At 71.7% G+C, this 12,121-nt stretch carries 12 protein-coding genes; 1 reads left to right on the plus strand and 11 read right to left on the minus strand.

Annotated features, from left to right (window positions below; translation table 11 throughout):
• Positions 1 to 77: 77 nt before the first annotated feature.
• From ACWCO3_RS22910 to ACWCO3_RS22920, 3 genes are read right to left on the minus strand one after another with little or no spacing between them, the layout of a single operon-like run.
• Positions 78 to 728 (minus strand): DUF3618 domain-containing protein, encoded by a 651-nt coding sequence (locus ACWCO3_RS22910; RefSeq protein ID WP_145779384.1) that lies wholly within the window; start codon positions 726 to 728, stop codon positions 78 to 80.
• Positions 725 to 1,192: a phage holin family protein gene (locus tag ACWCO3_RS22915; protein WP_269682749.1), complete on the minus strand. Its 468-nt coding sequence runs from the start codon at positions 1,190 to 1,192 to the stop codon at positions 725 to 727. Before ACWCO3_RS22915 ends, ACWCO3_RS22910 begins: the two co-directional genes overlap by 4 nt.
• A 31-nt stretch (positions 1,193 to 1,223) precedes the next feature.
• The gene (locus ACWCO3_RS22920) at positions 1,224 to 2,045 is read right to left on the minus strand and encodes a hypothetical protein (protein ID WP_145779382.1); all 822 of its coding nucleotides are present in this window, start codon (positions 2,043 to 2,045) and stop codon (positions 1,224 to 1,226) included.
• A 231-nt stretch (positions 2,046 to 2,276) separates the two neighbouring features.
• On the opposite strand from ACWCO3_RS22920, the gene ACWCO3_RS22925 reads away from it, so the two are divergent.
• On the plus strand, positions 2,277 to 2,768 hold the full coding sequence (locus ACWCO3_RS22925) for a DUF4383 domain-containing protein (RefSeq protein WP_145779381.1): 492 nt from the start codon (positions 2,277 to 2,279) through the stop codon (positions 2,766 to 2,768).
• 69 nt (positions 2,769 to 2,837) lie between these two features.
• Here ACWCO3_RS22925 and ACWCO3_RS22930 read toward each other — a convergent pair whose 3' ends face one another.
• The 8 genes from ACWCO3_RS22930 to mycP all read right to left on the minus strand — a co-directional run bounded on the left by ACWCO3_RS22930 (position 2,838) and on the right by mycP (position 11,795).
• On the minus strand, positions 2,838 to 3,287 hold the full coding sequence (locus ACWCO3_RS22930) for a GNAT family N-acetyltransferase (RefSeq protein ID WP_145779380.1): 450 nt from the start codon (positions 3,285 to 3,287) through the stop codon (positions 2,838 to 2,840).
• 70 nt (positions 3,288 to 3,357) lie between these two features.
• Positions 3,358 to 4,818: a GTPase ObgE gene (gene obgE, locus ACWCO3_RS22935; protein WP_145779379.1), complete on the minus strand. Its 1,461-nt coding sequence runs from the start codon at positions 4,816 to 4,818 to the stop codon at positions 3,358 to 3,360.
• A 93-nt stretch (positions 4,819 to 4,911) separates the two neighbouring features.
• Positions 4,912 to 5,166, minus strand: a complete 255-nt coding sequence (gene rpmA / locus ACWCO3_RS22940) for a 50S ribosomal protein L27 (RefSeq protein WP_007464062.1) — start codon at positions 5,164 to 5,166, stop codon at positions 4,912 to 4,914.
• 11 nt (positions 5,167 to 5,177) lie between these two features.
• Positions 5,178 to 5,492 (minus strand): 50S ribosomal protein L21, encoded by a 315-nt coding sequence (gene rplU / locus ACWCO3_RS22945; RefSeq protein ID WP_007464063.1) that lies wholly within the window; start codon positions 5,490 to 5,492, stop codon positions 5,178 to 5,180.
• Positions 5,493 to 5,658: 166 nt separating this feature from the next.
• Positions 5,659 to 6,138 carry a hypothetical protein gene (locus ACWCO3_RS22950; protein WP_145779378.1) on the minus strand — a complete coding sequence of 160 codons (480 nt, stop codon included), beginning with the start codon at positions 6,136 to 6,138 and terminating at the stop codon, positions 5,659 to 5,661.
• Between the two features lie 117 nt (positions 6,139 to 6,255).
• Positions 6,256 to 9,324 carry an Rne/Rng family ribonuclease gene (locus ACWCO3_RS22955; protein ID WP_450011933.1) on the minus strand — a complete coding sequence of 1,023 codons (3,069 nt, stop codon included), beginning with the start codon at positions 9,322 to 9,324 and terminating at the stop codon, positions 6,256 to 6,258.
• Positions 9,325 to 9,455: 131 nt separating this feature from the next.
• Positions 9,456 to 10,268: a TIGR03936 family radical SAM-associated protein gene (locus tag ACWCO3_RS22960; RefSeq protein WP_145779376.1), complete on the minus strand. Its 813-nt coding sequence runs from the start codon at positions 10,266 to 10,268 to the stop codon at positions 9,456 to 9,458.
• Positions 10,269 to 10,424: 156 nt separating this feature from the next.
• On the minus strand, positions 10,425 to 11,795 hold the full coding sequence (gene mycP / locus ACWCO3_RS22965) for a type VII secretion-associated serine protease mycosin (RefSeq protein ID WP_450011936.1): 1,371 nt from the start codon (positions 11,793 to 11,795) through the stop codon (positions 10,425 to 10,427).
• Between the last annotated feature and the right edge of the window lie 326 nt (positions 11,796 to 12,121).

Here is a 12,121-nt window from a genome sequence, read left to right on the forward strand (position 1 = left end):
CGTCAAAGCCCCTGACAGCGCGACAGCTCGCGGTCACCGGGATGGCCGCGAGCTGTCGCAACGGTGATCGGCCCGGTTCAGGGGCTGACCTGGTGCCGGGCCTGCTGGGCCTGGTCCTTGACGTCGTGCGCGGCGGACTTCGTGTCGTCCCTGACCGCGTGCACCGCGTCCTGAGCGGTGGACTTCACCGACTCGGCGGCCTGCTGGGCCGGCTCGCGCAGCTCTTCCTTGAGCTCGTTCGCCACCGTGCTCAGCTTCTCCGTCACCGCGCCGCTGTGCTCGCTGACCCGCTCCTTGAGCTGGGTCGCGGCCTGCTGCTCACGGCGGGAGGCCGGGATCAGCGACGAGGCCAGCCAGCCGACGCCGAACGCGATCAGACCGGCGGCGAGAGGGTTGCCCTGGGACTTCTGCCGGATCACCCGCGGCGCGCTGTGGGCGGCGTCGCTGACGGTGGCAGCCGCCGACTGCGCGGCGTCACTGACGCTGGAGGCCGCCGACGAGGCACGGTCGCCCACCGAGTGGGCGGCGTGGCCGGTGCCGTGGCCGAGGTCAGACGCGGTTCCCATGACCTTGTCCCTCACATTCTGCAGAGCGGAGCGGGCCCGCTGCTTGCGGTCGTCGACGATGCGGCTCGGGCTGACCTTGTACGCCAACGCGTCCACATCGGAGCTGAGGCTGTTACGGGTGGCTTCGATCTCCCGGCGGATCTGATCGGGATCGGTGCTCATCGGGTGACTCCCTCCGGGTGCGGCTTGAGCGCGTCGGGGATCCGCTGCACGCTGTCGTTGGTCTTCTTGAGCCCGCGTACGTGCTGGGCGTTCTTCTTGGCCATGGAGTAGAGGACGGCGGCGACCGCGGCCCAGATCACGGCCACGATCAGCGCGGCCAGGCCGGAGTCCATGACGTTGTCGAGGAACTGCCACACGGCGATGGACACGAAGAGCGCCACCATGTAGCCGCCGAAGCCGGCGCCGCCGAAGAGCCCGGCGGCCTTGCCGGCCTTCTTGCCCTCCTGGCGGATCTCCGCCTTGGCCAGCTCGACCTCCTGACGCATCAGCGTCGACAGGTCGGTGGTGACCTGACGCATCAGGTCACCCAACGAGCTGTTCCGCACCTCGTCGGCGGTGTGCGGGGCACCCGCGTCGGGGTGGTAGCCGGAGCCCGGTCCGGGCCCCTGCGTCGGCATGGTCATGCCGTCGCCTCCCTTCGGATAACTCGCGGGCTCACGGACGGGGGCTGCCGGTGGACGGCACGCCGGGCAGCGGGTCGGTCTGGGTCACCGGCGGCAGCGGCTGGCCGGTGCCGGAGTGCTGCGGGTAGTCGCCCCGGGTGGGCTCGGCGTAGCTGCCCGGCGTCGGGTCGGTGTAGCCACCCGGAGTCGGGTCGGCGTAGCTGCCCGGCGTCGGGTCGGCGTAGCCGCTCTGCGGGACAGCGTCCGGCGTGGTGCGCGGCGCCGGGGGCGGCGTCGGGATCACGGCGGTCTGCTCCGGGTCGTACGCCCCGGCGCCCCGGTAGGTCGAGGATCCGTTGCCGGAGTCGTCGCCGGCGGCGGAGATGCTGCGGGTCAGCCGGCCGGCGAGCACGCCGAGAACCGCCGCGCCGACCAGGAAGGTGCCCGGGTTGCGCCGTGCGTAGTCGCGGACCTCGGTGATCAGATCACCGGGCTCGCGCTCCTCCAGCCAGCCGGCCACACCGTGCACCCGGTCCGCGGCCTGGCGGGCCAGCTCGGTCACCGGGCCGGCCTGGCCACCCTGCTCGGCCATCGAGCGCATCTCGTCGGCCAGCGAACGCAGCCCGCCGGCAGCCTTGCGCTGCTGCTCACCGGTCTGGCTGGCGAGCTGGGTGCGGGCCTCGCCGTACAGGTTGCGGGCCTGCCGGGCCGCCTCACGGCCGACCTCGGCGCCCTGCTCCTTGGCGGTCTGTGCGACAGCGCCGCCGGCGTGCGCGGCCTCGGAACCAACCTGGCGCGCCTGTTCGCGGACGCCACCGCCGTTGGCCGACTGCTGCCCGTACGTGGAAGACGTAGGTGAAACTTCGTAAGTCATGATGTCCCTTCCGCTCGGAAAGTCGTCGCGGTTGTGCTGGGGGGATGCGGTCGCGTCGCCACGACCGCTGACCATTCACCTACCCTGCGTTTCGGCTTCCATACCTCTTCGTGCATTCCTCTGCGCGGCCGGCCGGATCGACTTCAAAATGGAGGATCGTCGGGCTGCGTCACCACGCCGCTGCGGACAGCGAGGTTCGCGAGGGCTGGCAGATCCACGGAGGGGGCAGCGATGGCACGAGACGCGCGAGGTGGCCGACCGGCCGCCCCCCGGCCCCGGGTCCAGGTGGCCGCGTTGGCCGTCGCCGGCGTCTTCCTGCTGATCGGCGTCCTCGGCTTCATCCCCGGTATCACCACCGACTACGGCGACCTGCGGTTCGGCGGACACCACTCGGAGGCCAAGCTCCTCGGGCTGTTCCAGGTGTCGATCCTGCACAACGCGGTGCACCTGATCTTCGGGCTGGCCGGCCTGGCGCTGGCCCGCAGCGTCGCCGGCGCCCGCGTCTTCCTGGCCGCCGGCGGTGCGATCTACCTGGCACTCTGGCTCTACGGGCTGGTGATCGAGGCCATCAACCCGGAGGGCGGGGCGAACATCCTGCCGGTCAACGACGCCGACAACTGGCTGCACCTCGCGCTCGGCTTCGGGATGCTCGCGCTCGGGCTGCTGCTGTCGAACCAGGCCGGCACCGGCGGACGCCTCGACAGCCCTGCCGACCGCCACTGACCTGGCGCTACGGGTTTCGCAGTCACGCTCGCGGTCGCGAAGGTAGTCGACCGGCGAAGGAGTCCCTCGTCAGGCCGCGACCGGCAGCCGCTTGGCGAAACAGACGCTGTACGGGTTGTCCACGTACTCGCCGTACACCGGGATCGGGTCGTAGCCGCACGAGGTGTACAACCCGATCGCGGCCGGCAGGTAGGTGCCGGTCTCCAGGCAGACCACCGAATGCCCCTGCCGGAACGCGCACTCCTCCAGCGCGGCCAGCAACTGGCGGGCGACGCCCCGCCCCCGGTACGCGGGCCGGACGTACATCCGCTTGACCTCGCCGGTCTCGGCGTCGAGCGCCTGGAGCCCTCCGCAGGCGACCGCCCGACCGTTGACCACCACCGCCAGGTAGCGGACGTCGTCGTGCGGCATGAAGATTTGCCCGTCCAACCCGCCGTCGGCCTCGCGCAGCTCACGCTGCTGTGCGACGACGAGGGCGGCGATCTCCGGATCGGTGGCAGGCCGGGACTCGATCAGCATCACCCCACGCTAGGACCGGTGGATTTCGCGGAGGTTTCCGGAAATCAACCCGATCACGGAGCGCAACGGACTACTCGGCGTCGTCCTCGTCGATGTCGTCGGACGCGTCCGCGCCCACCTCGTCCTCGGACCGCACCCGGCGGGCCTTCCGAGCGGCGAGCCGGTCCGCCGCGGAGGCCCGGTTCGACTTTTCCTCCAGGCGGACGTCGGTGCCCCGGTTACCGGGTACGAACTCCACGCCGGCGAAGAGCGTCGGCTGCCAGTCGAACTCGCGCTCACCGATCCGGACCAGGTCACCGGGCTGCGCGCCGGCCTTGGCCAGCTTGTCCTCCACCCCGAGCCGGGCCAGCCGGTCGGCCAGGTAGCCGACCGCCTCGTCGTTGTCGAAGTTGGTCTGCTTGACCCAGCGCTCCGGCCGGACGCCGTGAACGGTGAACGAGCCGTCCGCCTCGGCGGTGATGGTGAACCCGGCGTCGTCCACTGCCATCGGGCGGATCACGACCCGGGTCGGCTCGGCGGGCGGCGCGGCCTTGCGCTCCGCCTCGACCAGCTCGGCCATCGCGTAGGTCAGCTCCTTGAGCCCTTCCCGGGTGGCCGCGGAGACCTCGAACACCCGGTAACCGCGCTCCTCCAGGTCCGGGCGCACGATCTCGGCGAGATCCCGCCCGTCCGGCACGTCGACCTTGTTCACGGCCACCAGTCGGGGGCGCTCGGTCAGGCCGCCGTACTGGCTCAGCTCGGCCTCGATGGCGTCGATGTCGGCGACCGGGTCGCGTCCGGGCTCCAGGGTCGCCGAGTCGATGACGTGCACCAGCACCGCGCAGCGCTCGATGTGCCGGAGGAACTCCAGACCCAGCCCCTTGCCGGTGGCCGCGCCGGGGATCAGACCCGGCACGTCGGCGACGGTGAAGGTGTGGTTGTCCAGCCGGACCACGCCGAGGTTCGGCACGAGGGTGGTGAACGGGTAGTCGGCAATCTTCGGCTTGGCCGCGGAGATCACCGAGATCAGCGACGACTTGCCGGCTGACGGGAAGCCCACCAGACCGACGTCGGCGACGCTCTTGAGCTCCAGCACGATGTCCAACTGGTCGCCGGGCTCGCCCAGCTCGGCGAAGCCGGGAGCCTTGCGCTTGGCGTTGGCCAGCGAGGCGTTGCCCCGCCCGCCGCGCCCACCGCGCGCGATCTCGAAGGTGGTGCCGGCACCCACCATGTCGGCGAGCACGGTGCCGTCCGTGCTCTGCACGACAGTGCCGTTGGGCACCTTCAGCACCAGGTTGTGGCCGTTGGCCCCGTCCCGGTTCGAGCCGGCACCGCCCTTGCCGTTGTCGGCCTTGACGTGCGGGTGGAAGTGGAAGTCGAGCAGCGTGGTCACCTGCGGGTCGACCACCAGCGAGACGCTGCCGCCGTGCCCGCCGTTGCCGCCGTCCGGCCCACCGAAGGGCTTGAACTTCTCGCGGTGGATCGAGACACAACCGTGCCCACCATCGCCGGCCTGCAGATGCAGAACGACCCGGTCAACGAACGTTGCCACGGTGTCAATCCTTCCAGCGAGGTCCGACCCCGCACTTCGAAAAAAGCTAAGCGGGCCGGGACCCGTAGGTCCGCGGCCCGCTTAGCCCGAGAACTACTGCTGCGGAACGATGCTGACGGTCTTGCGACCGCGCTTGGTGCCGAACAGGACCGCACCGGCGGACAGCGCGAACAGCGTGTCGTCGCCGCCACGGCCGACCAGGTCACCGGGGTGGAACTTGGTGCCACGCTGCCGGATGATGATCTCACCGGCGCTGACGACCTGACCACCGAAGCGCTTCACGCCGAGTCGCTGGGCCGCGGAGTCACGACCGTTACGCGAGCTGGACGCACCCTTTTTGTGAGCCATTGGAGGACGACCTACTTCCCGCTGGAGATGCCGGTCACCTTGACCTGGGTCAACGGCTGACGGTGACCCTGGCGCTTGTGGTAGCCAGTCTTGTTCTTGAACTTGTGGATCCGAATCTTCGGGCCCTTGGTGTGCGCGGCAATTTCGCCGGACACCGCGACCTCGGCAAGCTTTGCCGCGTCGGTCACCAGGTCGTCACCGTCGACGAGGAGCACCGCGGTGAGCTTCACCGCGTCACCGGGAGCACCGGTGAGCTTCTCGACCTCGATCACGTCGCCCTCGGCGACCTTGTACTGCTTGCCGCCGGTCTTGACGATCGCGTACATCGGAGGCGGACTCCCTGTCGTTGAGGCTGCTGGCGGTCGTCCCCGCGGCGGCTCGCCGGGTAGCAGTGCACGGCGGCGCGGGCACACGGGAACTCGGCACACCAAAAGTGCGCCGCAGGCAAGAGTACGCCATTGCCGGCCCGGACCCCAAACCGGCCCGCCCTGGTCAGCGCGCGCAGAGCTGGTCGAGACGCTGCTGGAGCCGGTCCAGCTCGGTCTCGTCGATCGACTCCACGTCGGCGCGGAGCGCGGCCACCTCGGTGCCGAGGTCGGTGAGCATGGTCTTGAGCTGCGGATCGGTGGCCCGCTCCGACTGCTCCCGTAGCTCGGTCCGCCAGCCGTCCAGAGCCGCCTCGGCCCGCCCCCGGGCAACCTCGGCCGCGGTGCTGTCGCCGGCGCCCACCGCCGCGACCATCCGACCCAGCTCCGCCACGTACGTCCGGACGGCGGTGGTGCTGGCCCGTTGGGCGGCGGCGCAGACCTGTTCGGCGTCGCCCGCCGCCGCGCTACTGGCCGGTCCGGAAGCCGGGCTCTGGGTGGCCACCCTGGTCACATCCGGCCCAACGTTCCCAGACCGGTCGGTGGAGCACCCGACCGCGCCGGAGAGCACGGTGACCACCGCGGTGACGGCGAGCAGACGACGCATCTTCTTCTCCTGACGCGGGTCGACCGATCCTGGGCCAGGGTGGCCGGAACGGCGAGGTCCCTCCCCCGTCACTTTGCCGGGGAAGGGACCTCGTCAAACACTTGGCCGGTCAGGCGGTCAGGGGCGCGTCCGGCGACGGGTGCCACCCCGGCGTGAACGACGTCGTCCGCCGGCACCCTCGCTGGTCTCCTCGTCGCCATCACCGTCGGCGAGCGCGTCCGGGTCGTCCGCCGCGGCCAGCCGAGCCGACTCACCCTGCTGGCTGTCGGAGACCGCCGGAGCGGCAGCGGCGTCCGACTCGTACCGGGACAGGTCGTAGCCCATGGTGTCCTGGTAGTCGGCGTCCGCTTCGGCGCTGGTGTCGGTGTCGACGACCTCGACGACGGTCCGCTCGGCCGGGGCGTTCTTGCGCGCCCGACGGCGGGACGAGGTCGTGCCCTGCTCGGCGGCCGGAGCGGCCGGCGCCGACGAGGCGACAGCCTTGACCTTCTCCCCCGCACCAGCGGTGCGCGGCTTCTCCGGCACCGGCTCGGTGTGAATGATCACGCCCCGGCCCTTGCAGCACTCGCAGGTCTCGCTGAACGCCTCCAGCAGGCCCGCCCCGATCCGCTTACGGGTCATCTGCACCAGGCCGAGCGAGGTGATCTCGGTGACCTGGTGCTTGGTGCGGTCCCGGCCGAGGCACTCGGTGAGTCGGCGCAACACCAGCTCCCGATTCGACTCCAACACCATGTCGATGAAGTCGATCACCACGATGCCGCCGATGTCGCGGAGCCGGAGCTGACGGACGATCTCCTCCGCCGCCTCCAGGTTGTTACGGGTGACGGTCTCCTCCAGGTTGCCCCCGGAGCCGGTGTACTTACCGGTGTTGACGTCGACGACAGTCATCGCCTCGGTGCGGTCGATCACCAACGAGCCACCGGAGGGCAGGAAGACCTTGCGGTCCAGACCCTTGATGATCTGCTCGTCGATCCGGTACTCGGCGAAGACGTCGCTCGTACCGACGTGTCGACGCACCCGGTCCACCAGGTCCGGAGAGACGTGCGACAGGTACGACTCGACCATCTCGTACGACTGCTCGCCCTCGATGACCAGCTCGCGGAAGTCCTCGTTGAACAGGTCGCGGACCACCCGGATGACCAGGTCGGGCTCTCCGTAGAGCAGCACCGGAGCGCCACCCTCGGCGGCCTTGGCCTGGATGTCCTCCCACTGCGCCTGCAGACGCTTGACGTCACGGGCCAGCTCATCCTCGGTGGCGCCCTCGGCGGCCGTGCGGACGATCACGCCCGCGCCGTCCGGGACCAACTTCTTGAGCACGTCCCGCAGCCGCTTGCGCTCGTTGTCCGGCAGCTTGCGGCTGATCCCCGACGCGTTGCCGTTGGGCACGTAGACCAGGTGTCGGCCGGAGAGCGCGATGTGGCTGGTCAATCGGGCACCCTTGTGCCCGATCGGGTCCTTGGTGACCTGGACCAGCACCGAGTCGCCGGAGCGCAGCGCCTGCTCGATCGAGCGGGCCCGCCCTTCCAGGCCGGACGTGTCCCAGTTGACCTCGCCGGCGTACAGCACCGCGTTGCGGCCCCGGCCGACGTCGACGAACGCCGCCTCCATGCTCGGCAGCACGTTCTGCACCTTGCCCAGGTACACGTTGCCGGCCATCGTGCCGGAGGAGTTCCGGGTGACGTAGTGCTCGACCAGGACGCCGTCCTCCAGGACCGCGATCTGGGTACGGTCACCGCGCTGGCGGACCGCCATCACCCGGTCAACGGCCTCCCGGCGCGCCAGGAACTCCGACTCGCTCAGGATCGGCGGCCGGGTACGCCGCTGCTCGCGGCCGTCCCGGCGGCGCTGACGCTTGGCCTCCAGGCGGGTCGAGCCGGAGACGCCCTGCACCTCGTCGACCGTACGACGCGGCTCGCGGATCTTCACCACGGTCGGGACACCGTCGTCGGCGGTGCCCTCCGTGTCGCCCGCGCCCCGACGACGACGACGCCGGCGGCGACGGGTCAGGCCATCGCCGCCCTCAGCCTCCTCATCCTCGTCGCCCTCGCCCTCGGCCTCGGCCTCGGCGGTCTCTTCCTCGTCGGCCTGCGCCGCCTCCTCGGACTCCTCGTCCTCGGCGTCGTCGGCCCCGCCCTTGCCCCGGCCACGGCCGCGGCGACCACGCCGGCGGCGACGGCGCGCGGCGGCGCTGTCCTCGTCGTCCTCATCCGCCTCGGTGGCCTCCTCGGCCTCCTCGACCGGCGCCTCCTCGGCCTCGACCGCCTCAATCGGCTCAACCGGCTCGGCGTCCCGACGACCGCGTCGGCGGCGGCGGGACGGCTCTGCGGCCTCCTCGACGGCCGGCTCCTCGGCCACCGGGGCGGGCTCCACCGGCCGGGTCACCGGCACGGCATCCGGCTGGGGCGCCATGAACAGTACGGTGGGCGCGGAGAGGGCAGCCCTCCGACGACGGGTACGCGGCTGCTCCGGCTCGACCTCGGCGGGCTCGTTCGGCTCGTCGCCGACACCGGGAACCGCCACACCCGGCGGCACCTCGCCCGAACGGTCCTGAGCGCCGCTGGTCCAGGCCAGCTCGGCGGCGGTCGCACTCGGCAGGGTTTCCGTGTCGTCCAGTTCCGCCTCGGCCTCGCGCAGGTCGGACTCGGCGGGCTCCTCGGCGACGACCGGCTCCTCGGTCGCCAGCGGCTCCTCGGCCGCGGGCGGCTGCTCGGTCGCCGGCGGCTCCTCGACGGCGGCCGGTGTGGCCTTCTTACGCCGGGTCCGGGTCACCTTGACCGGCGGAACCACCTCGGCCGACGCCGCCTCCGCCGAGGCGGCGACCAGCGGCTCGTCGGCGGTGGTCTCGACGGGAGTGGCCTTGCGGCGGCGTCGGGGAGTCTTCGGGGCGACATCCAGGTCACCGGAGACCGGGGCGAAGACCTCCGCCTGCGGGGACTCGACACTGCCGGCCCCACCGGTGGTCGCCTCGACCGGCGCGTCGGTCTGCTCCGGCTGGTTGAGCGGGGCGGCCCGCCGGCGGGTCGTCCGTGTGCGCCGCACGGGGGCGGCGGGCTCGACGCTCTCCGCGCCGGCAGCGTCCTGCGGCCCCACCGGAGCCGAACCGACTGCCGTGGTGCTGTCATCGGCGGTCTCGCCGGCCGGCTGTGAACCGGTCCGTTCGCCGCCCTCGGGCTCGTTCTCGAGCATGGACGTTCTCCAGTTCTGGCTACCCCGGGCGCGGGTGAGCGCTGCCACGCAGGGTCGCCGCAAAAGTGTTTCCGCCGGGCGCGCGAGGTGCGCGACCGCCGAAGTCTGCCTGCCAGAGCACCGACCGTCGGTCAGTGCCCAACGATGGCTGCCCCGTCGCGGTCCGCATCCAACGGATCCACGATCGCACCCTGCGCGGTCAACGTGCCCTGAGCCAGCCGGGTCACCCTCGGCGAAACCGGCGGCTCCAGGTCGGCCACCACGCGGAGGCCGGAAAGGACGTCATCGGGCCGTACGGACGGGGTGACCTGCCGCACGACCAGTTCGAGTATCGCACACGGGACGTCCGGTGCCCCGGAAGGCGTCGGCGTCGGTGCTGAGGCATTGATCGATATCACAGCCGCGCGGGCGTCGAACGTCCGTCTGCCCTGCTTGGTCATCCGCTCCACCAACACCTCGTCGGCGGCGACGAAGGCATCCACAGCGGCGCGCAGCACCGCCGGGTCCACCTCGGGCATCTCGATGTGCCAGAGCGACGCCTCGATCCGGTCGGGGAGATTGCCGCCCTCGGCGATCACGGCGTCCAGGACGTCCAGCCCCGGCGAGAGGGCGGCGTCCAGCGCGGCCCGCAACGCCTCCGGGTCGACCGGCGCCTGGAGGCCGATCTCCAGGTACTCCGCCTCGCTCGCCACCCCGGTGGGCGCGGCGCTGGCGTAGGAGATCTTCGGGTGCGGAGTGAAACCCTGGGAGAAGGCGATCGGCACGGCGGCCCGACGGAGCGCGCGCTCGAACGCCCGGGCGAAGTCCCGGTGCGACGTGAACCGCAACGGCCCGCGCTTGGCGTAGCGGATGCGGACGCGCTGGACGACCGGCGCCTGGCCGCCCTCGGGTTGAGGCTTTCTGGCGATCGTGTGCTCCTCGGGGGTACCTGCGTGTCCACCCATCCTGGCGCAGGCGTCGTGACGGTACGCGACCGGGGCGGTCGGTTGGCGTCGACAGACGGCGGCAAACCGGTCGCCAGGGATGTTACCGCCACCACGAAGGCCGGTGGCCGGCCAGTGACCCGGTGGTCACCAGCCGGCCATCACGATCGACGTCGGTTACCGCTGTGTCGGCGGCGGGGGCGGCGGACCGCCCGGCGGGCCGTAGTTCGAGGGCGGGGCGTACCCCGGCGGAGGGGCGTAACCGGAGGGCGGAGGGGCGTAACCGGGCGGCGGGGCGTAACCCGCCTCGGGCGACGGGTACGCGCCGGGACCCGCCTGGTCGAGAAGGTGGTCCGGGATGTCGGCAGCCTGTGCGGCCTCCCGGCGGTAGCGACGGCGGTTCCAGATCAGGAAGACCGCCAGCCCCAGCAACAACACCAGCACCACGGCGATGCCGATGCCCACCACCATGACCTGCTGGTCGGTGGGGCCACCGCGGTCGCCGTGCTGGGTGACGTCGAACTCCTCGTCCGCGCCCCCGGTGCGGGCCGGACCCGGGTCGGTCGCGGCGGCCGAGCCCAGCAGTGGGTTGGCGGTGACCGGCGGCACGTTCGCGGTCAGCGCCTTCACCGGGTCGATCACCCCGAAGCCGTACTGCGGGTCCCGTCCGGACGGGCCGACGTCCCGCGCGGTCCGGATGATCCGGTTGATCACGCTCGGAGCGTTCAGGTCCGGGTACTTCGCCCGGATCAACGCGGCCAGACCGGAGACGATGGCGGCCGAGTCGGACGTCCCGTCGCCCCAGCCGTACCCGCCCTCGTTGGCGGCGTTGTAGATGCCGTCACCTGGCGCGGCGACCACCGCCTCCGGCCCCTGAACCGAGCCGGACCAGAATCTGCCGCCCCGGGTCGTTCCGGTCACCGCGATCACACCGGGAGTGTTGGCCGGGTTGATGACCGAGGTGTCGCCCTCGGACGTGTTGCCGGCGGAGGCGATCACGACGACATCGCGGTCCAGCGCGTACTTGATCGCGCTCACCTCGTCGGGGCTGGCGAAGCCCGGGCCACCGAAGGACATGTTGATCACTTTGGCGCCGCCATCGACAGCCATCCGGATGCCGAGGGTCACCGAGGCGGCGGTGTTGGTCTCGCCGTCCTTGCGGAGTTTGATGGGCAGGATCTTCGCACCGGGGGCGATGCCGTCCACCCCATCACGGCCACCGCTGTTCGCCGCGATGATGCCGGCCATGTGCGTGCCGTGCCCCTCCTCGTCGGTCCGGCCGTCGCCGGAGCCGCCGTAGCTGCGACCGCCGGCCAGCACCTGACCGCGCAGGTCCGGGTGGTTGGCCTCGACGCCGGTGTCGAGCACGGCCACGACCACGCCCCGCCCGGTCGAGATCTTCTGCGCCTGGTCGATGCGGAGCTCGTCCAGATACCACTGCTCGGCCCGCCGGGGTGCGGCGGCCGCCGGTTGGGCGGCCCCTACCACCAGGAGACCGACCAGCAGGCTGGCGATCACCGGCCGGAGCGCTCCGACGTTCACAGTCATCCGTCCGTCCTCATCGAAGGACACCGGGGGACGCCCCGTCACCAGGGCCCCACGGATCGTCGTCCTCAGTCAACCACGACGAGTGCTCCGAGCCGCTGCCGCCGCCGTGCCCGGCCCCGCCCGCGCCGCCCATCATGCCGCCGCCCATCATCCCGGCTCCGGCGATCCCGGCACCGCCGCGCGCGCCGCCCGCCAGCCCGGCGCCGCCCGCGTACGAATCGGCTAGAGAGTCGGTACCACGGGGCGGATGGTGCCGTCGGCGTTGAACTCCATCCGGTCGACGGCGGTCTCGCGGTGCCCGCCGGCAACGGCACCAACCGCGAGAC

Source organism: Micromonospora sp. NPDC002411, from assembly GCF_053592955.1.

Excerpts from the sequence above, each read along its gene's own strand:
- ACWCO3_RS22910 (WP_145779384.1), bottom strand. The coding sequence starts at position 728 with ATGAGCACCGATCCCGATCAGATCCGCCGGGAGATCGAAGCCACCCGT.
- ACWCO3_RS22915 (WP_269682749.1), bottom strand. The coding sequence starts at position 1,192 with ATGACCATGCCGACGCAGGGGCCCGGACCGGGCTCCGGCTACCACCCC.
- ACWCO3_RS22920 (WP_145779382.1), bottom strand. The coding sequence starts at position 2,045 with ATGACTTACGAAGTTTCACCTACGTCTTCCACGTACGGGCAGCAGTCG.
- ACWCO3_RS22925 (WP_145779381.1), top strand. The coding sequence starts at position 2,277 with ATGGCACGAGACGCGCGAGGTGGCCGACCGGCCGCCCCCCGGCCCCGG.
- ACWCO3_RS22930 (WP_145779380.1), bottom strand. The coding sequence starts at position 3,287 with ATGCTGATCGAGTCCCGGCCTGCCACCGATCCGGAGATCGCCGCCCTC.
- rpmA (WP_007464062.1), bottom strand. The coding sequence starts at position 5,166 with ATGGCTCACAAAAAGGGTGCGTCCAGCTCGCGTAACGGTCGTGACTCC.
- rplU (WP_007464063.1), bottom strand. The coding sequence starts at position 5,492 with ATGTACGCGATCGTCAAGACCGGCGGCAAGCAGTACAAGGTCGCCGAG.
- ACWCO3_RS22950 (WP_145779378.1), bottom strand. The coding sequence starts at position 6,138 with ATGCGTCGTCTGCTCGCCGTCACCGCGGTGGTCACCGTGCTCTCCGGC.
- ACWCO3_RS22955 (WP_450011933.1), bottom strand. The coding sequence starts at position 9,324 with ATGCTCGAGAACGAGCCCGAGGGCGGCGAACGGACCGGTTCACAGCCG.
- ACWCO3_RS22960 (WP_145779376.1), bottom strand. The coding sequence starts at position 10,268 with ATGGGTGGACACGCAGGTACCCCCGAGGAGCACACGATCGCCAGAAAG.
- mycP (WP_450011936.1), bottom strand. The coding sequence starts at position 11,795 with ATGACTGTGAACGTCGGAGCGCTCCGGCCGGTGATCGCCAGCCTGCTG.